21 protein-coding genes are annotated in these 23,135 nt (G+C 71.3%); 9 read left to right on the plus strand and 12 right to left on the minus strand.

The features are described from left to right. Positions 1 to 328 precede the first annotated feature (328 nt). A complete protein-coding gene (locus tag O7624_RS14795; RefSeq protein WP_093403828.1) occupies positions 329 to 541 on the plus strand; it encodes a DUF3073 domain-containing protein in 213 nt (70 codons plus the stop codon). A gap of 146 nt (positions 542 to 687) precedes the next feature. Here the strand turns inward: O7624_RS14795 and amcA are convergent, their stop codons facing one another. The 5 genes from amcA to O7624_RS14820 all read right to left on the minus strand — a co-directional run bounded on the left by amcA (position 688) and on the right by O7624_RS14820 (position 5,479). Then, positions 688 to 924, minus strand: coding sequence for a multiple cyclophane-containing RiPP AmcA (gene amcA / locus O7624_RS14800; protein ID WP_093403827.1), 237 nt, complete (start codon positions 922 to 924; stop codon positions 688 to 690). Further along, entirely contained in the window at positions 893 to 1,996 is a 1,104-nt protein-coding gene (gene amcB / locus O7624_RS14805) for a cyclophane-forming radical SAM peptide maturase AmcB (protein WP_348774989.1), read from the minus strand. The genes amcA and amcB overlap by 32 nt, the downstream gene beginning before the upstream one ends. Before the next feature lie 177 nt (positions 1,997 to 2,173). Beyond that, a complete protein-coding gene (purM, locus tag O7624_RS14810; protein ID WP_093403824.1) occupies positions 2,174 to 3,328 on the minus strand; it encodes a phosphoribosylformylglycinamidine cyclo-ligase in 1,155 nt (384 codons plus the stop codon). 64 nt (positions 3,329 to 3,392) lie between these two features. Next, the gene (purF, locus tag O7624_RS14815; protein ID WP_282240425.1) at positions 3,393 to 4,955 is read right to left on the minus strand and encodes an amidophosphoribosyltransferase; all 1,563 of its coding nucleotides are present in this window, start codon (positions 4,953 to 4,955) and stop codon (positions 3,393 to 3,395) included. Positions 4,956 to 5,116: 161 nt separating this feature from the next. After that, entirely contained in the window at positions 5,117 to 5,479 is a 363-nt protein-coding gene (locus O7624_RS14820) for a sterol carrier family protein (protein WP_282240426.1), read from the minus strand. 102 nt (positions 5,480 to 5,581) lie between these two features. Here O7624_RS14820 and O7624_RS14825 point away from each other — a divergent pair, with 102 nt between their 5' ends. Continuing rightward, positions 5,582 to 7,822 carry a carboxypeptidase-like regulatory domain-containing protein gene (locus O7624_RS14825; protein ID WP_282240427.1) on the plus strand — a complete coding sequence of 747 codons (2,241 nt, stop codon included), beginning with the start codon at positions 5,582 to 5,584 and terminating at the stop codon, positions 7,820 to 7,822. Between the two features lie 138 nt (positions 7,823 to 7,960). Here O7624_RS14825 and O7624_RS14830 read toward each other — a convergent pair whose 3' ends face one another. The 4 genes from O7624_RS14830 to purS all read right to left on the minus strand — a co-directional run bounded on the left by O7624_RS14830 (position 7,961) and on the right by purS (position 12,611). After that, positions 7,961 to 8,716 (minus strand): 2-phosphosulfolactate phosphatase, encoded by a 756-nt coding sequence (locus tag O7624_RS14830; protein WP_282240428.1) that lies wholly within the window; start codon positions 8,714 to 8,716, stop codon positions 7,961 to 7,963. Between the two features lie 4 nt (positions 8,717 to 8,720). Then, entirely contained in the window at positions 8,721 to 11,600 is a 2,880-nt protein-coding gene (purL, locus tag O7624_RS14835) for a phosphoribosylformylglycinamidine synthase subunit PurL (RefSeq protein WP_282240429.1), read from the minus strand. A 67-nt stretch (positions 11,601 to 11,667) separates the two neighbouring features. Then, complete coding sequence (gene purQ / locus O7624_RS14840) at positions 11,668 to 12,351, minus strand: phosphoribosylformylglycinamidine synthase subunit PurQ (RefSeq protein ID WP_282240430.1); 684 nt, start codon at positions 12,349 to 12,351, stop codon at positions 11,668 to 11,670. Continuing rightward, on the minus strand, positions 12,348 to 12,611 hold the full coding sequence (gene purS / locus O7624_RS14845; RefSeq protein WP_210830351.1) for a phosphoribosylformylglycinamidine synthase subunit PurS: 264 nt from the start codon (positions 12,609 to 12,611) through the stop codon (positions 12,348 to 12,350). Before purS ends, purQ begins: the two co-directional genes overlap by 4 nt. A 447-nt stretch (positions 12,612 to 13,058) precedes the next feature. Between purS and O7624_RS14850 the strand changes: the two genes are divergently transcribed. Then, entirely contained in the window at positions 13,059 to 13,739 is a 681-nt protein-coding gene (locus tag O7624_RS14850) for a trypsin-like serine protease (protein WP_282240431.1), read from the plus strand. A 24-nt stretch (positions 13,740 to 13,763) separates the two neighbouring features. Further along, positions 13,764 to 14,327, plus strand: a complete 564-nt coding sequence (locus O7624_RS14855; RefSeq protein ID WP_282240636.1) for a YbjQ family protein — start codon at positions 13,764 to 13,766, stop codon at positions 14,325 to 14,327. Positions 14,328 to 14,445: 118 nt separating this feature from the next. Here O7624_RS14855 and purB read toward each other — a convergent pair whose 3' ends face one another. Then, positions 14,446 to 15,870, minus strand: coding sequence for an adenylosuccinate lyase (purB, locus tag O7624_RS14860; RefSeq protein ID WP_282240432.1), 1,425 nt, complete (start codon positions 15,868 to 15,870; stop codon positions 14,446 to 14,448). 81 nt (positions 15,871 to 15,951) lie between these two features. Next, positions 15,952 to 16,896: a LysR family transcriptional regulator gene (locus O7624_RS14865; protein ID WP_282240433.1), complete on the minus strand. Its 945-nt coding sequence runs from the start codon at positions 16,894 to 16,896 to the stop codon at positions 15,952 to 15,954. 151 nt (positions 16,897 to 17,047) lie between these two features. Here O7624_RS14865 and O7624_RS14870 point away from each other — a divergent pair, with 151 nt between their 5' ends. After that, positions 17,048 to 17,401 (plus strand): DoxX family protein, encoded by a 354-nt coding sequence (locus O7624_RS14870; RefSeq protein ID WP_282240434.1) that lies wholly within the window; start codon positions 17,048 to 17,050, stop codon positions 17,399 to 17,401. 128 nt (positions 17,402 to 17,529) lie between these two features. Here the strand turns inward: O7624_RS14870 and O7624_RS14875 are convergent, their stop codons facing one another. Continuing rightward, the gene (locus O7624_RS14875; protein ID WP_282240435.1) at positions 17,530 to 18,822 is read right to left on the minus strand and encodes an acetyl-CoA C-acetyltransferase; all 1,293 of its coding nucleotides are present in this window, start codon (positions 18,820 to 18,822) and stop codon (positions 17,530 to 17,532) included. A gap of 54 nt (positions 18,823 to 18,876) precedes the next feature. Here O7624_RS14875 and O7624_RS14880 point away from each other — a divergent pair, with 54 nt between their 5' ends. The 4 genes from O7624_RS14880 (at position 18,877) to O7624_RS14895 (ending at position 23,131) form a co-directional block, all read left to right on the plus strand. Continuing rightward, positions 18,877 to 20,250, plus strand: a complete 1,374-nt coding sequence (locus tag O7624_RS14880; RefSeq protein WP_282240436.1) for a 3-oxoacyl-ACP reductase — start codon at positions 18,877 to 18,879, stop codon at positions 20,248 to 20,250. A gap of 242 nt (positions 20,251 to 20,492) precedes the next feature. Next, a complete protein-coding gene (locus O7624_RS14885; protein ID WP_282240637.1) occupies positions 20,493 to 21,323 on the plus strand; it encodes a MaoC/PaaZ C-terminal domain-containing protein in 831 nt (276 codons plus the stop codon). 84 nt (positions 21,324 to 21,407) lie between these two features. Next, positions 21,408 to 22,160 carry an NUDIX domain-containing protein gene (locus tag O7624_RS14890; protein ID WP_093403809.1) on the plus strand — a complete coding sequence of 251 codons (753 nt, stop codon included), beginning with the start codon at positions 21,408 to 21,410 and terminating at the stop codon, positions 22,158 to 22,160. Further along, positions 22,157 to 23,131, plus strand: coding sequence for a serine/threonine protein kinase (locus tag O7624_RS14895; RefSeq protein ID WP_282240437.1), 975 nt, complete (start codon positions 22,157 to 22,159; stop codon positions 23,129 to 23,131). Before O7624_RS14890 ends, O7624_RS14895 begins: the two co-directional genes overlap by 4 nt. The last annotated feature ends 4 nt before the right edge of the window (positions 23,132 to 23,135 follow it).

A 23,135-nucleotide genomic window follows, 5' to 3' on the forward strand; every position in this document is an offset into this window, starting at 1 on the left:
ACCGGTGTCCGCCCCCGACGCCTCAATCCGAACTGCCGACAGGGCGGTGGACGCGAGACGACCGGCCACCGCCCTGTTGCCGGTCGCCCTAAGCTGAATTTGCGACCCGTTCGCGGAGATTTGCCCCGTGTCACGACCGATCTCGGCACCGCTCCTTACCGGGTACAATGGGTGACGTCCTGACAACCGCAACGCGCGGTCGTGGTCGTAGGTAACCCGAGGTGCCGAACGGTGGCATCCCCATGTACCGTAAGAGCCACGAGAGATGCCTGACGTCATCGGGGCCCGCCTTCGGGCTGCCCCGCATTCTGTGCGAGGGGGTCGAGCCATGGGGCGCGGCCGTGCTAAGGCCAAGCAGACAAAGGTGGCCCGGGAGCTGAAGTACCACTCCCCGAACACCGACCTCGCCGCCTTGCAGCGAGAACTCGGCGGCAGCGGCAAGTCGGACCGCAACTTCGACGACGACTACAAAGAGTACGTCGACGATGACGAGGACCACTCCGACGACGACCCGGACAACTGGGTCCGTCCGACCCGCTGACCCCCGGTCACATCTGAGCACGCGGTGACTGCCCGCGTGCTCACGCATGTGCCCGCTACGCAGCGGCGTGCAGCACCCGACGAGTCGAGGGCCCACCATGGCCGGACGATGCTCCGGCAGCGTGGCGGGCCCTCGGCACCGACAGGTCAGCGGGGACGGTTGTTCCAGTTGTAGAACGTCGGGATGTTCTCGAAGTGGTTCCAGGCGCAGACCGCGCTGGCCCCGTCGCCACCCGCCACCTCCGCCCGTAATTGACGCGCGACCTCGGCCTCGTGGAGCAGGGCGTTGAGTCCGACAGCGGCCTCCCGCACCCGGTCGGCGACCCGGTCGGGCTCGGCTCCCGTCACGGTCTCAGGCTCCCGGTGACTGGTGGTTTCGGGCATGCTCCAACACTCCCTCCAGTAGGCGGATCTTGCTGTTGCGGCAGTGCTCGGTCTCCGTACCGTCAAAACGCCCCAGCTCGAAGTAGCGGTTGGCCGCGTGGCCTCCGCCACAGAAACCGAAATACGGGCAGGAGGCGCGACACGCCTCCACACCGTCGATGAATTCGCCGACCCAGGGGGTCGCCCCCGCGTCGGCCAGGATGGTGTGCAACGGGGTGGTGAGCACGCTTCCGCTGGAGAAGTCGCCGTAGCGGGGATCGTGGAAACCGGCCAGCTCGGGTGAGAGCACCACGACCGAGCCGTCGTACGCCACTGTCGGTATCGGGTCGAGCCGGCTGGGCAGCAAATCGTCCGCCGTACCGTCCAGCACCGCTGCGGCGTACCGCAACGACCACTCCACCTCCCGCAGGTGGATCCGGGGATCCCGCCGCCAGGCCGCGACCAGCTCGGCCCAGAACCCGGTCACGGCCGGGGCGGCGTGGGCGTTGTCCCGGGTGTTGACTCCCTCGGTCTCCTCGATGTTGACGCCGAGCACCTCGCAACCGAGGTCGAGGAAGTAGTCGTACAGCTCGCTGGCCCGGCCGGGCGACGGATCGTTGACCACCGCGAGCGCCGAGAACGGCAGCCCGTGCCGACGCAGCGCGGCCACCCCGCGGACGATCCGGTCGTACGCCGGTCGACCGGCCCGGGTTACCCGCTCACCGTTGCGTTCCCGCGGCCCGTCCACACTCACGCTCACCCGCATCCGGTGCCGGGCGAAGAACTCGCACCAGGCATCGTCGATCAGGGTGGCGTTGGTCTGGACGTGGTGCTCCACCTCGGGCCCGAAGGGCGCCATCAGCGCCGCCAGCCGCTCCCGACCGGTGGCCAGCGGCTCCCCACCGTGCCAGACCACGGAGAACCGGTCGGTGGCCGCCCACCGGTTCACCGAGGCGGCCACCGCCTCGGCCACCGCGACCGGCATCTGCCGGTCCGCCGCCCGAAACGGCAGGTAGCAGTACGCGCAGTCGAGATTGCAGAGGGTGGTGGGCTGCATCACGACGTACGACGGGACGGTGGCCAGGCCCCGCATCCCGCCCAATGACCGTCCCCGCCCAGCCATCGCCCTCCTCCGTAGCGGTCTTGGGCTGCCGGGCGCGACCCGGCAGGGGCACGCCCCCACAGCTCTCGAGGGTGCCCTTCAGGCTAGGCCGCGACGGCCACTCGGGTGAAGCCCTGATCAGGTGGTCGGACGATCAGCGCAAAGTGATCATCCTCGGGTGTGCTGGCCGACCATCCGCACCTCACCGGTGCCCTCGATGATCTCGCCGACCTGCCAGGCGTCGACGCCCCGACCGGTGAGCGTGGCCAGCGCCCGGTCGGCGTCCTCCGCCGACACGATGGCGAACATGCCGACGCCCATGTTGAAGGTCGCCTCCATCTCCGGATCCTCGATCCGACCCTTGGACTGGACCAGGTCGAAGACCGGCTGCGGCTTCCAGGTCGAGCGGTTCACCACGGCGTCCACGTGCTCCGGCAGGATCCGCACCAGGTTGCCGGGGATCCCGCCGCCGGTGACATGGGCCAGGGCCCGAACCTCGGCCTCCGCGATCAGCTTGAGGCAGTCCTGTGCGTAGATCTTGGTGGGAGTGAGCAGTTCCTCGCCGAGGGTGCGCTGGCGACCGAAGTCGTCGATCACCACGTCGAGGCGCATCCGACCGGCGCCCAGCAGCACGTGCCGGACCAGGGAGTATCCGTTCGAGTGCAGGCCGGACGAGCGCATCGCGATCACCACGTCGCCCACCTCGACCCGCTCGGAGCTGAGGATCTCGCTCTCCTCCACCACCCCGACGCCGGTGGCGGAGATGTCGTACTCGTCGGGGCGCAGCACGCCCGGGTGCTCGGCGGTCTCGCCACCCAGCAGCGCGCAACCCGCGTACCGGCAGCCGTCGGCGATGCCGGCGCCGATCTCGGCGACCTTGTCCGGTACCACCTCGCCGGTGGCGATGTAGTCCAGCAGGAACAGCGGCTCCGCGCCGCAGGCGACCAGGTCGTCGACGACCATCGCGACCAGGTCGATGCCGACCGTGTCGTGGATGTTCATCTGCTGGGCGATCACCAGCTTGGTGCCGACGCCGTCGGTGGAGGAGGCCAGGATCGGGTGCTTGTACTTCGTGGTGTCCAGCCGGAACAGGCCGGCGAAGCCGCCGAGGTCACCCATCACCTCCGGCCGGCGGGTCTGCTTCACCTTCGACTTGAGCAGTTCCACGGCACGGTCACCCGCCTCGATGGACACGCCGGCGTCCGCGTACGAGACCGCGCGTTTGCGCGCCGGGCGGCCGGAACCGGCCGTCCAGGGCTGACGGTCCCCGCCAGCGCCGCTCGGGCTGCTTCCTGCGCCGCTGCGCTCGGACACGTGCGTCACGGTTCTCCCCTTTGTGGTTCTCGGCTGTCGCGTCGACGGTGACCGGCACGGCAGCCGGGCGGTGCTACGGGCGGTTTGTGGTCGCCGACGGTTTGAGGTCGCCGAAGCTGTTGTCGAGTGGCGGGACGAGTTGCTCGGCGGATCCGATCTCGTCGGCCGTGTGGTTGGCGACCCGACGGCCGATCCCTTCGAGCACGTGCTTGCCGATCAGGTTGCCGACGGGCAGTTCGATCGGGTACTCCCCGTCGAAGCAGGCCCGGCAGAGTCGGGTCTTCGGCTGCTCGGTCGCGGCGATCAGGCCGGACAACGAGACGTAACCCAGCGTGTCCGCGCCGATCGAGCGCCGGATGCCGTCGTTGTCGAGGCCGTTGGCGAGCAGTTCGGCGCGGGTGGCGAAGTCGATGCCGTAGAAACACGGCCAGGAGACCGGCGGCGAGGAGATGCGTACGTGCACCTCCACCGCACCGGCCTCGCGCAGCATCCGCACGATCGCGCGCTGGGTGTTGCCGCGGACGATGGAGTCGTCGACCACGACCAGGCGCTTGCCCCGCACGTTCTCCCGCAGCGGGTTGAGCTTGAGCCGGATGCCGAGCTGACGCAGCGTCTGCGACGGCTGGATGAAGGTACGCCCGACGTACGGGTTCTTCACCAGTCCGGCACCGTAGGTGATGCCGGACTGCTCGGCGTAGCCGATCGCTGCCGGCGTGCCCGACTCGGGCACCGGGATCACCAGGTCAGCGTCGACCGGGTGCTCCTTGGCCAGTTGTCGCCCGATCTGGACCCGGGCGGCATGCACGTTGCGGCCGGCGATGGTGGCGTCCGGCCGGGCAATGTAGACGTACTCGAAGAGGCAGCCCTTGGGCTCGGGGGCGGCGAACCTGGTGGACCGCAGCCCCTCCGCGTCGATCGCGATCAGCTCGCCCGGCTCGACCTCGCGGACCACGCTGGCACCGACGATGTCCAGCGCGGCGGTCTCACTGGCCACCACCCAGCCGCGCTCCAGCCTGCCCAGCACCAGCGGACGCACACCGTGCGGGTCGCGCGCGGCGTAGAGAGTCGTTTCGTCCATGAAGACGAAGCTGAACGCGCCTCGCAGCTGCGGCAGGACCTCCAGCGCGGCGGCCTCGACAGACAGATCCGGCCGGCTGGCCAGCAGCATGGTGACCAACGAGGTGTCGTTCGTCGAACCGTCGGCGCCGAGGCCACGCTCGGCCACCTCACGCTGCAACTCGGCCGTGTTGACCAGGTTTCCGTTGTGCGCCAGCGCGATGGTGGTGCCCGAACTGGTCGCCCGGATGGTCGGTTGGGCGTTCTCCCACGTCGACGCGCCGGTCGTGGAGTAACGCGCGTGCCCGATCGCGACATGACCGCGCAGGCTGGCCAGCGTCGGCTCGTCGAAGACCTGGGCCACCAGGCCGAGATCCTTGTAGACCACCACGCCGGAGCCGTCGCTGACCGCTATGCCGGCCGCCTCCTGACCTCGGTGCTGCAACGCGTACAGCCCGAAGTAGGTCAGGTTGGCAACCTCCTCCCCCGGGGCCCAGACGCCGAAGACACCGCACGCGTCCTGGGGGCCGGGTCGCTGGGGATCAAGGTCGTGGCTCAGCCGGCCGTCGCCTCGGGGCACCTGCCGCTCCCTCTTGCTGGTCTGGACTGGCCTGGCGGAACCACGGGGGTTGCTCCGCACCTCTCGGCCGGGACCACACTGTCGTCGCCTGACAGTGTACGCGAATCCATGTCGCCACATACAGTCACACTGTCACCGCTATGCGTCATCCGGCCCAGCCGTCACCCCAGTTCGAGCGGCAGATACGCAGACAGGTCAGCGCGAGCCCCGCTCGCCTTGACGCGACCCTCCGTAACCGCCTGCGTCCAATCGAGTCGCCCCGTGGCCAACCCGAGCCAGGTTTCCGGATCCATCTCCACCGTGTTCGGGGGAGTACCGCGGGTGTGTCGCGGCCCCGGAACGCACTGAACTGCACCGTAAGGTGGGACTCGCACCTCCACCGATCGGCCGGGGGCGCGGTCCGCGAGGAGGGTCAACAGGGCCCTGACCGCCTCGCGGAGCACCGGCCGTTCGGGTGTACGCCCCTCATCGAGCGCCGACAACGCCGCCGCTATCGAGGCGGACTTAATGTACGGAGAGGACACGACGGGACGATACGGCGTGATCGCGCCGGCCGTCACGCTGGCCCTGGGTCGCGCCGATCCGGCCCGACAAGGCATAGTTGCCGACGGCGTATTCGTACCGTGATGTTCCCCCGCCCGGCACCCGCCGGTCAGGGGAGGTCAGTCCGGAAGGCGGTGGACGTGTCAACACACCGACGAGCCTGGCACAAGCGGGCCGGTGTGGTCGTGGCGCTGATGATCGGTGCCCTGCTCGCCGTCCCAGCCACACCCGCCTTCGCCGCCCCCAACGTGAACAACGTGTCGGCTTCCCCTAGCAGAGTCGAGGCTGGCAAGACCACCACGGTTAGCTACTCACTGAGTTTCGAGGAAGACGCGGGGCCTGCAGACGTCACCGTCAGCTCGAATAACGGGAAGCTGGCCTGCGTCGACGGCTGCGAGCGGCGACGGGTCGACTCGAACGGCCAGTTCCAGGCGACTTTCCGCCTTGCCAACGACGCCTCCAACGGTACGGCCACCATCACCGTCAAGGCTGTTGACGCCCAGGGGTTGGTCCGAGGAGAACAAGAAGCCTCGACCAACGTCACGATGGTTGCAGCGCCGCCGCCGACGACGCAGGCGCCGCAGACGGTGCGGTCGATCTCCGGCAAGGTCGTCGACCAGGGCGGCGACGCGGTGGCAGGCGCGTACGTCCTGCTGAAGGACAGTGCCGGCAAGCAGCGGGACACCACCACCAACGGCGACGGTAACTTCCGGTTCACCGGCAGCAGCGACAACCCGATCGCGCCCGGGCGGATCGACATCGGCGCGAGCGCCGAGAACAAGAACGCCGTGGCGAGCTTCACCGCCAACGCCGGGCAGAGCATCACCGGACGGCGGATCACCCTCCCGATCGCGGCGTCGGAGAGCCCGAGCGCCAGCCCGTCGGCAAGCGAGTCGGCGGTGCCGACCGAGGACCCGTTCGAGGAGGAGCTCGGCGAGGAGGAGGAAACCGCTGCCGAGAGCGCTGCCGCCCAGGCGCCGGCCTCCAACGAGGATTCCGGTGGATTCGGCAACTGGCTGCTCATCCTGCTGGGCGGTCTCTTCGTGGCCGTCGGTGTCGGCACGATCGTGCTGCTCTGGATGAAGCGCAAGGAGAACGAGGACGTCGAGCCCGACGGCGATGTTCCCGCCGGCGCTCCGGCCGGCGCGGTCCCGGCGGCCCGCGGCTCGTTCGCCGGTGCGGACGACCAGACCCGGGTGGTGAACCGGGTCGGTGCCGCACCGGACCCGACCATGGTCGGCGGCGCCGGGTTGGCGAATGCGCCGACGATGATGCACCAGCCGGTCGTCGACGACGTTCCGCCGGACCCCTACGGCGCACCGCCGCAGCCCTACGGTGCCGCGAGCGGTCCCGGTGGCTGGTCCGGTGGTGGCGGTTACGGCGACGAGCCGGCCGGCTACGGCGCTCCGGGCTACGGCAACGCCCCCTCATCGGGCGGGGGCTACGGCAACGCCCCGTCCTCCGGCAGCGGTTACGGCAACAGTCCGTCCTCCGGCAGTGGCTACGGCAGCCGTGACTACGGTGCCGGCAACGCCGGCCCGGACTACCCGCCGGCAGGTGGCGGCTACGGCGAGCGGTACGACGAGCCGACCGGCCGCTACCAGGGCGAGGAAACGGCCTATCCGGCCCCCGCCGACCCGTACGCCACCGGGATGTACCAGCCGGAGGCCGGCCCGGGCTACGGCCAGTCCGAGCCGGGCGGTTACGGGCAGAGTGAGGCCGGCGGTTACGGGCGAGGCGAGGCCGGTGGCGACTACGGTCGCAACGACCCTGCCGGTGGCTACGGCCAGAGCGACCCGACGCGCGGTTACGGCCCGGGCGAGCCCGGTGGCTACGGCCAGAGCGACGCGACCCGCGGCTACGGCGAAGGTGAGCCGGGCGGCGGATACGGTCAGGGCGACCCGAACCGTGGCTACCCTCCGGGACAGTCGGGCGGCGGCTACGGCGCGGCGCCCGGTGGCGGGTACGACCAGCCGGCCGGGGGCTACGGCCAGGACGCCGGGCACCAGCGCGGTGGCTACGACAACACCAGCTACGACAGCGGTTACGACCAGGGCGGCTACGGCGGCCCGGCCGGCGGCGGATACGGCCAGGACGCGCCGCCACGCGGCGGTTACGACCAGGGTGGCTACGGTGGTGGCCCGGCCGGTGGCGGGTACGGTCAGGAACCCCCACGGCAGCGCGGCGGTTACGACAACGGCTACGACCAGGGCGGTTACGGCCAGGGCGGCGGCTACGGCGACCCGGCGCAGGCCGGCCGCGGCCGACCCGAGGGCGCGCCCCAGGACCGTGGCGGTCGCCGCCTGGACTGGCTGGACGACTAGATCCGATCGCGGTCCCCGGTCGAGCCGAGGGCTCTCGGTCCATGCGGCGGCCGGCAAGGCCCGAGCAGCCTCGCGGTTCTGGGCTCGGCCGGCGGGTGTGGATCGGCGGTCCGGCCCGACGCCGTGCACCGCCAGCGGTCAGGCGGCGGAGAAGACGCCTTGGCGGAGCAGTGGAATGACGTCGGAGGTGTCGACGCGTACCGCGATCTCGACATCCTCGGCGAAGCCACCTTCGATCAACTCTCGACCGGAGACACAGCCGCGGATCGCCGCCGGTACGTCCGGGGTGCTGGCCAACGCGGCCAGTGCCATTGCCGCCTCCACCGAGAGCCCGCCCGGCGCACCGGAGAGGGCGTCCAGCACGCTGGCCGCACCCAACTGGTCCTCCACCGAGGGGCGCAACGATCCGTCCGGCCATCGTTCACCGGCGGCCACCACGCCGATCGGGGCGGTCGTCGAGCCGTACCCCTGGCTGCTCAGCCAACGCCCGACGGTGCGCGCGTTGCGCAGGTTGGCCGCGACCACCGGTAGCCCGGTGGCGCTGGCGGCGGCGCTGATGGCCGAACCGTTGGGCGACGGCAGCACCAGGTCGGGCACCACCGGAGCCCGACTCAGCGCAGCCGGTGACAGCGACCACGGGTGTTCGTGGGTGACCTGCCGGCGGCCGGTCGCGGCGACCGCGCCGACCCGGCGTGCGTAGGTGGCGGCCTGCTCGCCCCAGGGGAACGGATGCACCCGCATCCCCCGCCCCACCGCCACCTCGACGGTGGTGGTGAACGACAGCACGTCCACCACCACCAGTGCCGCGCAGACCCGGCCGAGTTCGGCCGCACCCGCCAGACCCCAGTCGAATCGGACCCCCGACCCGGGTTGGGCGAATACGGCCGCGGCCAACGCCTCAGCGCTCGTCGGGCGCGGGGGGCTGCTCGGTGTCACCGTGTTGCGGAGCGTCCGCCCCGGGTTCCTCGTGGTCGCCCATCGGGGCGGCCGGATCGGCGGCCTCGCCCGACGGCGGGGCCGCCGCGGCACGATCGCCACGCACCGGCGGGGTGGCCCGCTCGGCCGGTCGGTCGGCCGGCTCGCCTGTCGCATCCGTCGCGCCCGGCGCCTGCTCGGCCGGCACCGGCGCGGCTCCGGTCGATGCCGGCACAGCTTCGGACTGCGCCGGGGCGGTCCGCTCAGCCGCCTCCGTCCCAGTCGGCTGCCGGCCGGTGGTCTGGCTCGGGGACTGCGCAGGACCGGTCATCGTCGCGTCGGCCTGCGCACCGTCGATGTCGGCAGCCGCATCGTCCTCGGCGGGCCCGTCGAGGACGACCTCGGCAGTTGCCGGGGCGGTCACCTCGAATGGCTGCACGCCGCCGAACAGAGCCGGCAGGGTGCCGGTGTACGCCGCGCGCAGCTCGTCCAGGCCGATCCGGAACTGGCCGTGCACCTCAAGCGCACCGGCCGTCGGGTCGGTGACGCCGATCAGCTCCCACGGCACGCCGTGCTCGCCGCAGAGCGCGGTGAACGCCTTCTCGTGCCCGCGCGGCACCGACACGAGCACCCGGCCGGCGGACTCGCTGAACAGGAAGACGAACGGCATCGAGGTGCCCTCGAAGCGCTCCGGCACGGCGATCCGGGCCCCGACGCCGTGCCGCAGGCAGGACTCCACAAGGCTCTGCGCGAGCCCACCGTCGGAGAGGTCGTGCGCGGAGCTGAGGTGACCGACCCGGGCCGCGTCGGCCAGCAGGCCGGCGAGCTGCTTCTCGCGCGCCAGGTCGACGTGCGGGGGTACGCCACCGAGGTGCTGGTGGGTGACCCAGGCCCACTCCGAGCCGGAGAGCTCCACGTGCGTCTCGCCGAGCAGGAAGAGCTGGTCGTGATCGGCGCCGGGACGCGGGACGAAGCCCGACGCAACCCGGTCGGCCACGTTCTCCAGCACGCCGAGCACGCCGACGACAGGCGTCGGGTGAATGGCCGCCGCACCGGTCTGGTTGTAGAAGCTGACGTTGCCACCGGTCACCGGGATGCCCAGCTCGGCGCAGCCGTCGGCCAGGCCGCGTACCGCCTCGGCGAACTGCCACATCACGCCCGGGTCCTCGGGCGAGCCGAAGTTCAGGCAGTCGGTGACCGCGATCGGCGTCGCGCCGGTCACCGACACGTTCCGGTACGCCTCGGCCAGCGCCAGCTTGGCACCCTGGTACGGGTCGAGCCGCGCGTACCGGCCGTTGCCGTCCACGGACAGCGCCACGCCCAGCCCGGTGCGTTCGTCGATCCGGATCACACCCGAGTCCTCCGGCTGGGCGAGCACGGTGTTGCCCAGCACGTAGCGGTCGTACTGCTCGGTGACCCAGGTCTTGTCGCAGAGGTTGGGCGAGGCGATCATGCGCAGCACGGTGTCGCGCAGGGTGTCCGGGTCGCTCGGCCGGGGCAGCGTCTCCGCCCGGTCGGCCTGGAGCAGAATCAGGTCCGCCGGCTCGCGCATCGGCCGGGCGTAGACCGGTCCGTCGTCCACAAGCGATCCCGGCGGTACGTCCACCACCAGGTGATCCCGCCAGGTGATGTGCAGCCGGCCCGGGGCACCGTCCGACTCGGGCGCGGTGACCTCGCCGATGGCGGTGGCCCAGACGCCCCACTTCTCGGCGGTCTTGAGCACCGCCTCCAGCTTCTCCGGCGTGACGACCAGCAGCATCCGCTCCTGGGACTCGCTGGCCAGGATCTCGTGCGGCTCCATCGAGGGCTCGCGCAGCGGCACCCGCTCCAGCCACACCCGCATGCCGGTGCCGGCGGAGGCGGCCGTCTCGGTCAGGGCACAGGTCAGGCCGGCGCCGCCGAGATCCTGGATGCCGACGACCAGCTCGGCGTCGTACAGCTCCAGGCACGCCTCGATCAGCAGCTTCTCCATGAAGGGGTCGCCCACCTGCACTGACGGGCGGCGCTGCTCGCTGCCCTCGGTGAAGGTGGCGCTGGCCAGCACGGAGACGCCGCCGATGCCGTCCCGGCCGGTCTTGGCCCCCATCAGCACCACCACGTTGCCGGGGCCGTTGGCGTCCTTCTTCTGCAGCCGGTCGACCGGCAGCACGCCCAGGCAGAGCGCGTTGACCAGGGGGTTGCCCTGGTAGCAGGGGTCGAAGACCACCTCGCCACCGATGTTGGGCAGGCCGAGGCAGTTGCCGTAGCCGCCGACACCGGCGACCACGCCGGGCAGCACCCGGGCGGTGTCCGGGTGGTCCGCGGCGCCGAAGCGCAGTGGGTCCATCACCGCCACCGGGCGGGCGCCCATCGCCAGGATGTCCCGGACGATGCCGCCGACACCGGTCGCCGCGCCCTGGTACGGCTCGACGAAGCTCGGATGGTTGTGCGACTCGACCTTGAAGGTCACCGCGAGTTCGTCGGAGATCCGCACCACACCGGCGTTCTCCCCGATGCCGGCGAGCAGCCGGTCGCTCGGCGGGGCCTTCTCGCCGAACTGCCGCAGATGCACCTTGCTGGACTTGTAGGAGCAGTGCTCGCTCCACATGATCGAGTACATCGCCAGCTCGGACTGGGTCGGCCGGCGGCCCAGGATGTGCCGGATGCGGTCGTACTCGTCGTCGGCGAGCCCCAGCTCGGCGTACGGCTGGAGCTCCTCCGGAGTGCCCGCGGCACGCGGCACGGTGTCCACCCCGTCGGTCCACTCGGTGGCCTCGGACGCGGCGGCGTGCCGGGCCGGGGTGGCCGGCGGAGCGGCGGCCGGCTGCGGCTGCGCCGGGACCGCCTCCGGGTTGTCCCGCACCGGGTCCGGATGCGTGGTCATGACGTCTCCTTGTTGCGCTCGCCGCCCGACGGGCGGGTGAGCCGACCGATGATCCCGCCGCGGACGGTCACGCCGGCGTCCCCACCAGGTGCTTCAGCACGGAGGTGAAGAAGCCGAGACCGTCGAGGGAGGGGCCGGTGAGCGCCTCCACCGCGTGCTCGGGATGCGGCATGATGCCGACCACGTTGCCGGCCTGGTTGGTGATCGCGGCGATGTCCCGCTGCGATCCATTGGGGTTGCCACCGACGTAACGGGCGACGACCCGGCCCTGGGCCTCAAGCTCGTCCAGCGTTGCCGGGTCGGCGACGTAGCAACCCTCGCCGTTCTTGACCGGGATCAGCACCTCCTGGCCCGGCTGGAACGTGTTCGTCCAGGCGGTCCCGGTCGTCTCGATGCGCAGGATCTGGTCGCGGTTGCGGAAGTGCAGGTGCTGGTTGCGGGTGAGCGCCCCGGGCAGCAGGTGCGCCTCGCAGAGGATCTGGAAGCCGTTGCAGATGCCCAGCACGGGCAGGCCCGCGCCGGCGCCGTCGATGATCTTCTCCATCACCGGCGCGAACCGGGCGATGGCCCCACAGCGCAGGTAGTCGCCGTAGGAGAAGCCACCGGGCAGGACGACCGCGTCCACCCCGTGCAGCTCCGCCTCACCGTGCCAGAGACGGACCGGTTCGGCGCCGGCGATCCGTACGGCCCGGGCCGCGTCCCCGTCGTCCAGCGAGCCGGGGAACGTCACCACACCGACCCGGGCGGTCACGGCCGGGCTTCCGCGGGTTCGTCGGTCTCGACCAGACGGACCGTGAAGTCCTCGATGACCGGGTTGGCGAGCAACTTGTCGGCGATCTCCCGAGCCCGGTCCAGGTCCGGTTCACCGGTAAAGTCGATCTCGATCCGCCTGCCGATCCGTACCGAGGCGACGTCGTTGACGCCGAGCCGGGGCAGCGCGTTTGCGACGGCCTGGCCCTGAGGATCGAGGATCTCGGGCTTGAGCATGACGTCGACGACGACGCGAGGCACTGGGCACTCCTGACTGTGTACGCAGTTGGGTGCCGACCCACAACGGGCGAGCGCAGCCAGCCTACCTGGCAGATGCCGCGCCAGACGCACCGGCCGGACGCCGTCCCGGTGCCGCCCGGACCCTACCCGCACGGACCTGTCGGGACCGATACGGGTTCGTTGCGATCCCGATACGGCTTCGTTGCCGACCCTTGCCGATCATCCCCGGCCGGACGAGCCCCCGGCGGCAGAGCAGCTGGGAGCCGCCGCCGGTCGCGAACGGTCCGGCGACGGGAAATCCAACTGTTACATCACCTTGTTTCAATGAACCTCTTGTGAAACACCTCACCGGGCCCTACGGTACATCGTCAGACGTCGATGTAACGACGTCGCGGCGGCGGATCACCCCCGTCCGTCACCGCAGGCCGGCCCGGTGAACCCGGGTCCTGGGAACCCCGAAGGAGTCCCATGCGCATCCGATCCCTGATCGCGGTCCTCGCCACCGCCATGGCCGCGGTGATGGGCGCCAGTTCCGGCGCCGTCGCCTCACCCGTCGCTCCCTACATCATCGGCGGCGGCACCGTCTCCTCGGCGCCGTGGGCCGCCGCTGTCTTCAGCAACGGCTCGTTCACCTGCTCCGGCACGATCATCGCCCCGCAGTGGGTGCTCACCGCGCGGCACTGCCTCGGCGGCTCGATGTCGGTCCGGGTGGGCAGCGTCTACCGCTCCTCCGGCGGTGTCACCCGCACGGTCAGCGCCACCTACGGCCGGTACGACCTGGCACTGATGCGCCTGTCCAGCTCGGTGAGCACCAGCTACGTCACGCTGGCCTCCAGCAACCCGCCGGTCAACTCGACCAACTCGATCTACGGCTGGGGCATGACCTGCTACAGCGGCTGCTCGGCGTCGAGCCAGCTCAAGACCGCGAGCGTCCGGGTCACCAGCACGAACGTGAGTGACGCGTACGGCGGGCAGGCGATCCGGAGCACCCGGATCAACGGCAACGCCTGGCGGGGCGACTCGGGCGGCCCACAGTTCTACAACGGTCAGCAGGTCGGCGTCGCCTCCACCGCCGACGGCCAGAGCATCCAGAACTACGGCAGCGTCGCGTACAACCGTGCCTGGATCCGGTCCGTTTCCGGCGTCTGACGGTTAGCGCCCGTGGCGGCGCGGATGGTGGGCCCTGCGCCCGCCGTCCGCGCCGCGCGGTTTTTCAGCATCCGAGTAGGTGAACAGGGCTCACGATGGGCCGCACCCAGGCCTGCCAGCATCGGAAACGTGCTGGTCGTGACGACGGATCAACTTCCCGGCTACGAGATCCGCCAGATCCTCGGCGAGGTGGTCTCCTCCATGGCCAGAACCCGCAACCCGTACCGCGAGGGAGTGAAGAACCTGCGCGGTGGCGCGTACGACCCGATGGCGCCGGACAACCTCACCCGCTGGCGTACCGACTCGGTCGCCCGCCTCGGCGAGGAGGCCCGGCGGCTCGGCGCAAACGCCGTGGTGGGGATGCGGTTCGACAGCCGCGACTGCGGCGAGATGTGGATGGAGATCTGCGCCTACGGCACCGCCGTGATCGTGGTGCCGAAGGTCCCCGACGTCATGCCCCCCGACCAGCCCCTGGTGGCCGCCGAGACGGCCCAGGAACCAGCCTTCGCCGAGGAACCCGGCAAGATCGCCGAACCACCCAGCGCCCCCACCCTCGGCACTGCCCCCGAAACCCCCACCCGCGACTGACCCCACCCAGCACCCACCGGCTCCGGCCCGCACCGGCTCCCGTGATCAAGAAGTTTTGGTCGGGGATCCGGTGGATCCCCGACCAAAACTTCTTGATCAACGCCGTCTTTGGATGGGGTTAGAGGATGGGGGGTGGGGAGTAGGTGGCGGCTTGGGGGTGGGATTCGACGATTCTGGTGATTCTTGCGGTGACTGCCTGGATCTGGGTGGGGGCGGCGCCTACGAAGGCGGCGCGGTCGGCGACCAGAGCGTCGATCTCGGGGCGGGTCAGGGCGAGGCGGGTGTCGGCGGCCAGGCGGTCGAAGAGGTCGTTGTCCGGGGTGCCCTTTTCCCGCATGGCCAGGGCGACCGCGACCGCGTGCTCCTTGATCGCCTCGTGGGCGGTTTCCCGGCCGACGCCCCGGCGGACGGCCGCCACCAGGATCTTGGTGGTGGCCAGGAACGGCAGGAACCGCTCCAGTTCCCGGTTGATCACCGCCGGGTACGCGCCGAACTCGTCAAGCACGGTGAGGAACGTCTGGAACAGCCCGTCGGCGGCGAAGAAGGCGTCCGGCAGGGCCACCCGGCGCACCACCGAGCAGGAGACGTCCCCCTCGTTCCACTGGTCACCGGCCAGCTCGCCGACCATCGACAGGTAACCCCGGATGATCACCGCGAAGCCGTTGACCCGCTCCGACGAGCGGGTGTTCATCTTGTGCGGCATCGCGCTGGAGCCGACCTGGCCCGGTTTGAAGCCCTCGGTGGCCAGCTCCTGACCGACCATCAGCCGGATCGTGGTGGCCAACGACGACGGCGCGGCAGCCACCTGCGCCAACGCGGAGAGCACGTCGAAGTCGAGCGAACGCGGGTAGACCTGGCCGACGCTGCCCAGCACCCGGCCGAAGCCCAGGTGCTCGGCGACCCGCCGCTCCAGCTCGGCGACCTTCTCGGCGTCGCCGTCGAAGAGGTCGAGCTGGTCGGCGGCGGTGCCGACCGGCCCCTTGATCCCCCGCAGCGGATACCGGGCGATCAGGTCCTCCAACCGCTCGTAGGCGATCAGCAGCTCCTCGGCGGCCGACGCGAAGCGCTTGCCCAGCGTGGTCGCCTGAGCCGCCACGTTGTGCGATCGGCCGGCCATCACCACGTCGGCGTACTCGTGGGCGTGCCAGGCGAGCCGGGCCAGCGTCGCCACCACCCGATCCCGGATCAGCTCCAGTGAGCGGCGCACCTGGAGCTGCTCGACGTTCTCGGTGAGGTCCCGGGAGGTCATCCCCTTGTGCACGTGCTCGTGCCCGGCGAGCGCGCTGAACTCCTCGATCCGGGCCTTCACGTCGTGTCGGGTGACCCGCTCCCGCGCCGCGATCGAGGCCAGGTCGACATCGTCAAGCACCCGCTCGTACGCCTCGACCACCCCGTCCGGCACCGGCACGCCCAGGTCCCGCTGGGCCCGGAGCACAGCGAGCCAGAGCCGTCGTTCCAGCCGGATCTTCTCCTCCGGCGACCAGAGGGTGACCAGCTCGGGCGAGGCGTACCGGTTGGCGAGCACGTTAGGGATCGTCGTCACGGACCCATTCTCCGGTACCCGCGGAGCGCCGGACGTCACGGCCTCTCCCAGTTGCGTCTGCCACGGTCGCAACGGCGGCCGTCAGGCGTGGCAACCGCCCGCCGGCACACGAACGTCGGCATCGGGACCGGTGGGCTGGCGGGTGATCGCCAGACAGCAGCGTACGAACGCCTGGACCACGGCGTCGTTGTGGGCCGCGGATGGCCAGGCGACGGCCACCTGGCTCGGACTCAATCCGGTGACCGGGCGGTAGACGACGCCCGGCCGAGCGTAGAACCGGGCTGAGGAGGCCGGGGCGAACGCGATGCCGTAACCGTTGGCGATGGCGTTCAGCCAGTCGTCCGGCTGGTCCACTACTGCGCCGATCCGCACCGGACGGCCCACGCGCTCGTCGACACCGAGCCAGAAGTCCCGCCACCGGCCGGACTCCGGTGCGGCCGCCACGAATGGCTCGTCCCACAGCTCGCCACACCGAATCTCGTTCCTGCCCGCCAGCGGGTGCGTCGTGGGCAACGCCACCCACCGCGGCTCGGTGAACAGCATCGCCACCCGCAGGCGGTGCTGATCAGGGCACGGTAGCCGGAGCAGACCCACATCCGTGTCGCCGGTGAGCAGCCCAGCCGTCGGGTTGGACCAGGCCGCCTGGCGCATGACGACCTCCCAGCCAGGCTGCTCGCGCCGGAACGTCTCGACGATGCGGGGAGTTGCCTCGTTGGCGGCGCTGGCGAGAAATCCGATCCGCAGCACGCGCGCCGATCGGCTTGCCGCCGCCCTGACCTCGCTCAGTGCATCGTCCCAGTTAGCCAGCAGCGCGGGCATCCGCGCCGCCAGCACCCGGCCCGGATCGGTGAGCTGCATGCCGTCCCGGGAGCGGACGAACAGCTCGACGTCGAGGAGGGCTTCCAGGCGCTGGATCTGCTTGCTGAGCGCCGGTTGCGAGACGAAGAGCCGGCGGGCGGCGCGGGTCAGGTTGCCCTCTTCGGCCACGGCGCTGAAGTACCGCAGCAGCCGCAGGTCAACGTCCATGCCGCCAAGCTATCGAAACAGGTATTGGACTCGCTCGTCGCCGCCGGCAGAGGCTGACAACCGACAAGCACGACAACCGTCGAGCACCCGACGAGGGAAAGAGGAGATCCATGACTGTTTCGACCATGGCCTACGGAAATGCGGGCGGCGCATGATGTCGAACGCGTACCTGGCGGTCACCGCTTTGACCATCGCGGCCAACGTCGCCATCGGCGTCGCCGATCTCCGTCGGGCCGAATTCGTCCTACACAACTCCGCCCGGGTCGGTGTGGCACCGTCGCTGCTACCGCTGCTCGCCGCGCTCAAGATCGCCGGAGCCGCGGGTCTGATCGCCGGACTTCTCGGCGTCCGGCCTCTCGGACTGGCAGCCGCCGCCGGCCTCGTCCTGTTCTTCGTGGGTGCGGTCGCGTCGCATGTTCGCGCCCGGGTCTACGACAACATCGCCTTCCCGCTGAGCTACCTCGCGTTGGCCGTCGCGACCTTCGTCCTGGACGTGCTGCGGTAGCGACCGGGCACAGCGACGGCGGGTACGGGTGGCCAGGGTAGGAGGACGGCCGGCCCAGGCTGACGGATGCGCCCTTACCCACCCGGCGCAGCGTGTCGCCCGACCCGATTCGGGTACCGGGCCAGCGCTCAGCGTTCCAGGATCGCGGTGACGCCCTGGCCACCGGCGGCGCAGATGGAGATGAGGCCGCGTCCGCTGCCCTTTGCGGCGAGCAGCTTGGCCAGGGTGGCGACGATTCGGCCACCGGTGGCGGCGAACGGGTGACCGGCGGCCAGCGAGGAGCCGTTCACGTTGAGCTTGTCGGTGTCGATGGCGCCCAGCGGGGCGTCCAGACCGAGCCGGTTCTTGCAGAACTCCGGCGACTCCCAGGCCGCCAGGGTCGCCAGCACCTGCGAGGCGAACGCCTCGTGGATCTCGTAGTAGTCGAAGTCCTGAAGGGTGAGCCCGGCCCGGTCGAGCAGCCGGGGCACGGCGTACGCGGGTGCCATCAGCAGCCCCTCCTCGCCGTGCACGAAGTCCACCGCGCCCGTCTCGGACCAGGAGAACCAGGCCAGCACCGGCAGGTTGTGCTCGCGCGCCCACTCCTCGCTGGCCAGCAGCACGGTTGAGGCGCCGTCGGTGAGCGGCGAGGAGTTGCCGGCGGTCATGGTGGCCTGTTCGGCGTCCGGCCCCTTGGCACCGAAGACCGGCCGCAGCGTGCCCAGCTTCTCCAGGGTGGTGTCGGGGCGGAGGTTCTGATCGCGGGTCAGCCCCAGGTAGGGGGTCATCAGGTCGTCGAAGAAGCCCTTGTCGTACGCGGCGGCGAGCCGCTGGTGCGACCGCAGGGCCAACTCGTCCTGCGCCTGCCGGTCGATGTTCCAACGCAGCGCGGTCTGCGCGGCGTGCTCACCCATGGACAGGCCGGTGCGCGGCTCGGCGTTGCGGGGGATCTCCGGCTTGAACGGCTGGGCCGGGCGCAGTTTCGCGGCGATCCGCAGCCGCTCACCGAGGGTGCGGGCGGAGTTGAGCTTGAGCAGCGTGCGACGCATGTCCTCGTTGACCGCGAGCGGCGCGTCGGAGGTGGTGTCGACGCCACCGGCGATTCCGACGTCGAGCTGACCGAGGGCGATCTTGTTGGCGACCAGGATGACGGCCTCCAGGCCGGTGCCGCACGCCTGCTGGATGTCGTATGCCGGGGTGCGCGGGTCCAGCTTCGAGCCGAGCACCACCTCGCGGGTGAGGTTGAAGTCCTTCGCGTGCTTGAGCACCGCACCGGCGACGACCTCGCCGACCCGCTGCCCGGCCAGACCGAACCGGGCGATCAGCCCGTCCAGGGCCGCGCCGAGCATGTCGGAGTTGGAGGCGCTGGCGTAGCGCGAGTTGGAGCGGGCGAAGGGGATCCGGTTGCCGCCGATGATCGCGACCCGTCGAACGTTCTGCACGATCCGCCTCCTCGAAAGTGTTGCCCGCACCTTACTCACCAGTAGGCTACGCCTATGACCGACAGGTATGCGAGCTTCGTCCAGTCGGGCACCGGGCGGGCGCTGGTCAAGCGCCTCGGGCTGCCCGATCCGCCGCGACTGCGCCGGCACGCACCCGGCGAGCCGATTCTGCCCGGGCTGGTCCTGCTCGGCGCCGCCACCGGCGGGCGGCTCAGCGAGCCGGTCGGCAAGGCCCTGGCCGCCGCCGGGCTCGCCCTGCGCGATCCGGCCACCGCCGTGCCCGATCCGGCAACCGGTCGTACGCCGGAGAGCGCCGCCCTCGTCTTCGACGCTACCGGCATCACCGAGTCGTCCCAACTTCGCCAGCTCTACGACTTCTTCCACCCGCAGGCCCGGGCGGTTCAGCCCAGCGGCCGGGTGATCGTGCTGGGCACACCGCCGGCCGAGTGCGGCACGCCCCGCGAGGCGACCGCCCAGCGGGCGCTGGAGGGGCTGACCCGCAGCATCGGCAAGGAGTTCGGCAGAGGGGTCACCGCGCAACTGGTGTACGTCACGCGGGACGCCGACCCGGGCACCTGGACCAGCCTGGAGGCGACCCTGCGGTTCCTGCTGTCGGGCCGTTCCGCGTACGTCTCGGGGCAGGTGATCCGGGTCGGTGCCGGCCAGGCCACCGCGCCGGCCGACTGGGACCGCCCGCTCGACGGGCAGGTGGTGCTGGTCACCGGCGCGGCGCGGGGCATCGGCGCGGCGTTGGCCCGGGTGCTGGCCCGCGACGGCGCCACAGTGGTGGCGCTGGACGTGCCGGCCGCCGGGGACGAGCTGGCCACGGTGGCCAACGAGATCGGCGGTAGCGCCGTGCAGCTGGATCTGACCACCCCCGACGCGCCGGCCCGGCTCGCCGAGCACCTGGCCAGCCGGTACGGGCGGGTGGACGTGGTGGTGCACAACGCCGGCATCACCCGGGACAAGACGCTCGGCCGGATGGATGCCGACCGGTGGGACCAGGTCATCGACGTCAACCTGTCCAGCCAGGAACGCATCAACGACCTGCTGCTGGAGCGCGGGCTGATCCCGGCCGGCGGGCGGATCATCGGCGTCTCCTCGATCGCCGGGATCGCCGGCAACCGCGGCCAGACCAATTACGCCACCAGCAAGGCCGGGGTCATCGGTCTGGTCGACTCGCTCGCCCCGGCGCTGCGGGAACGGCAGATCAGCGTCAACGCGGTCGCGCCCGGGTTCATCGAGACCCGGCTGACCGCCCGGATCCCGCTGGTGCTGCGGGAGGCGGGCCGCCGGATGAACAGCCTCTCGCAGGGCGGGCTGCCGGTCGACGTCGCGGAGACCATCGGCTGGCTGGCCTGGCCGGCGTCCGGTGCGGTCACCGGCAACGTGGTCCGGGTCTGCGGCCAGAGCCTGCTGGGGGCGTGATGGCCAGGCGTGGACGTGGCGAGGAGCCCGGAGACGACCTGTCGGTCGGTGAGCTGATCGACGGGCCGACCGAGATCCTGACGCCGGAGATCCGGGCCGCCGCGCTGGCCGGCGGGGCAGACCTGGAACAGACCCGGGACCTCTCCGGGCCGGGCGCGGCGGTGACCGGTGCCCGGCGATCGACCGACACCGCCGTCGGCCCCCGCGAACCCGCGGCGCGGGCCCGGGTGGAACTGCCTCGGATGCCGACGGCGGGTCCGTTGTACCGGCGGGCGCTGCTGAACGCGGTGCCGGGGCTGGGCGGCCGGCAAGCCACCGGGGTGCCGGCGGTCGAGCTGGCCGTCGCCGGGGTGGCGGTCGATCCGGAGCGGCTGGCCGACTACGACCGGGTCTGCGGGTTCCGCCTCGCCGATCGGCTGCCCGCGACCTTTCCGCACGTCATGGGCTTTCCGCTGACACTTCGGCTGATCACCGCGCCCGAGTTCCCGATCCCGCTGACCGGGGTGGTGCACGTCGGTAACCGGATCACGCTGCGGCGGCCGGTCACCATCAACGAGCGGCTGGACTTCACCACCTGGGCGGAGAACCTGCGTCCGCACGACCGGGGACGGCAGGTGGACGTGGTGCTCGTCGGGTCGGTCGACGGCGAGGAGGTGTGGCGCGGCGTCTCGACGTACCTCGGCCGGCAGCGCACCCCGGACGGCGGTGAGCGGCGCGACCACGGCGAGCGGCCACCGCCGCCGGCCGCCACCGCCCGCTGGTCGGTCACTCCCCGGGTGGGTACGGACTACGCGCGGGTCTCCGGCGACCACAACCCGATCCACACCTCGCGGCTGGGGGCGCGGCTGCTCGGTTTCCCCCGGCCCATCGCACACGGCATGTGGAGCAAGGCGCGGTGTCTCGCGGCGTTGGAGAGCCGGCTGCCCGAGGCGTACACGGTGGACGTGGCGTTCAAGCTTCCGGTGCCGCTGCCCGGCACGGTCGCCTTCAGCGCCACGGCGCTCGACCCGGGCTGGGATTTCGGTCTGTACGACAGGCGTGGTCGCCCACACCTGGCGGGCACCATCCGCTGAGCGGGGCCGGGCACTTGCCCGGCCCTCTCTTTTCCGCTAGGTTGTTCTCAACTAGAGATGTTCTCGAAGTGAGAGTGATCGAGCGTGAACGAGCAGGATTTCCTCGCCGCCTACGACCCGCGGGCCTATCCGGCGGTCGCGGTGACCGTCGACATCGTCGCTCTGACCATCCGCGACGGCGCGCTGCACCTGCTGCTGATCCGCCGAGGCGAGCAGCCGTACGCAGGTCTCTGGGCCCTGCCCGGCGGATTCGTCCGGCCGGACGAGGACCTGGCCGCCGCCGCCCGTCGGGAGCTGGCCGAGGAGACCGGTCTCGACGGCGAGCCACTCCGCCGCGTCCACGTCGAGCAACTGGCCTCCTACGGCGCACCCGACCGCGATCCCCGGATGCGGATCGTCTCGATCGCCCATCTGGCCTTCGCCCCCGACCTGCCGGACGCGACGGCCGGCACCGACGCCGACGAGGCGGCCTGGGCGCCGGTCGCCGAGTTGGCCAACCGGCAGCTCGCCTTCGACCACGGTCAGATCGTCGCCGACGGGCTGGAGCGGGCGCGCTCCAAACTGGAATACACCCCGCTGGCCACCCGCTTCCTCGCACCCGAGTTCACCATCGGGGAGCTGCGGGCGGTCTACGAGACGGTCTGGGGCCATCAGCTGCACGCCGGCAACTTCCACCGCAAGGTGCTCTCGGTGCCCGGCTTCGTGGAGAGCACCGGCGAAAGCACCGAGCGCGGTGGCACCCGAGGCGGCCCGCGGGCCCGGCTCTACCGGGCCGGTGACGCTCGGCTGCTGCATCCGGCGCTGCTGCGTCCGGCACGCGAGGAGACGGTGCGATGACCACCGACGAGGCGATCCGCCTGGTCACCGCCGCCCGTGACGACGACGAGCTGTTCGGTGGCGACGCGCCGGAGCGGCGCTACCGGGAACTCGTCGGTGCTCTGCACCCGGACCGGCTCGGTTGGGTCGGTCCGGGGATCCGGGCCGCTGCCATCGACGCCTTCCTCCGGGTGACCACCCGCTGGCGGGCCCGGCGGGCCACCGTGTTGCACGGCTACCGGTGCGGGCGGCCCGCGTACTCCGGCGACCTCGCCGACCTGTACGACGTCGGTGCCGACCGGCTGCTCAAGCTGCCCCGCGACGCGGCCGACAACGATCTGATGGTCCGCGAGCAACGCGCCCTGCGCACGCTTGCCGAGCAGGGTGACCCGCGCTGGCTGCCGTACGTGCCCCGGCTGGTCGACAGCTTCACCCACCGCGACGCCGGCACCGGGGCGGACCGCCGGATCACCGTGCTCGGCACCGCGCCCAACCTGCACAGCCTGGTCGAGGTGCGGCGGGCCTATCCGGACGGGCTGGACGCCCGGGACGTGGCGTGGATGTGGCGTCGACTCCTGGTCGCCCTCGGCCTGGCGCACCGGGCGGGCCTGGTGCACGGTGCGGTGCTGCCGTCCCACGTCCTCATCGACCCCGACGCGCACGGCCTGGTGCTTGTCGACTGGTGCTTCTCCACCGAGCCGGGCGGCACCGTGCCAGCGATCGTGCCCGAGCACGAGTCCTGGTATCCGCCGGAGGTGCCCAACCGTCAGCCGTGCGGGCCGGGCACCGACATCTTCATGGCCACCCACTGCATGACCTGGCTGCTGGACCGCCGGCCCCCGCGTCAGTTGCTCGACTTCGCCCGGGGCTGCCGGCAGGGGCTCCTGCGCGCCCGCCCCGACGACGCCTGGCTGCTGCTGCGCGAACTGGACGAGGTGCTGCACCGCCTCTACGGGCCGCGCACCTTCCGCCCCTTCACCCTCAACCCCTAAGGAG

The organism is Verrucosispora sp. WMMD1129, assembly GCF_029581255.1.
GTDB classification, from domain to species: Bacteria; Actinomycetota; Actinomycetes; order Mycobacteriales; family Micromonosporaceae; genus Micromonospora; species Micromonospora sediminimaris.

Bases quoted from the DNA above. Each gene is read 5' to 3' on its own strand.
- amcB (WP_348774989.1), bottom strand. From the start codon at position 1,996: ATGCGGGGCCTGGCCACCGTCCCGTCGTACGTCGTGATGCAGCCCACC.
- O7624_RS14850 (WP_282240431.1), top strand. From the start codon at position 13,059: ATGCGCATCCGATCCCTGATCGCGGTCCTCGCCACCGCCATGGCCGCG.
- O7624_RS14825 (WP_282240427.1), top strand. From the start codon at position 5,582: ATGTTCCCCCGCCCGGCACCCGCCGGTCAGGGGAGGTCAGTCCGGAAG.
- O7624_RS14870 (WP_282240434.1), top strand. From the start codon at position 17,048: ATGATGTCGAACGCGTACCTGGCGGTCACCGCTTTGACCATCGCGGCC.
- O7624_RS14855 (WP_282240636.1), top strand. From the start codon at position 13,764: ATGGTGGGCCCTGCGCCCGCCGTCCGCGCCGCGCGGTTTTTCAGCATC.
- O7624_RS14865 (WP_282240433.1), bottom strand. From the start codon at position 16,896: ATGGACGTTGACCTGCGGCTGCTGCGGTACTTCAGCGCCGTGGCCGAA.
- purL (WP_282240429.1), bottom strand. From the start codon at position 11,600: ATGACCACGCATCCGGACCCGGTGCGGGACAACCCGGAGGCGGTCCCG.
- amcA (WP_093403827.1), bottom strand. From the start codon at position 924: ATGCCCGAAACCACCAGTCACCGGGAGCCTGAGACCGTGACGGGAGCC.
- O7624_RS14795 (WP_093403828.1), top strand. From the start codon at position 329: ATGGGGCGCGGCCGTGCTAAGGCCAAGCAGACAAAGGTGGCCCGGGAG.
- O7624_RS14880 (WP_282240436.1), top strand. From the start codon at position 18,877: ATGACCGACAGGTATGCGAGCTTCGTCCAGTCGGGCACCGGGCGGGCG.
- O7624_RS14885 (WP_282240637.1), top strand. From the start codon at position 20,493: ATGCCGACGGCGGGTCCGTTGTACCGGCGGGCGCTGCTGAACGCGGTG.
- O7624_RS14895 (WP_282240437.1), top strand. From the start codon at position 22,157: ATGACCACCGACGAGGCGATCCGCCTGGTCACCGCCGCCCGTGACGAC.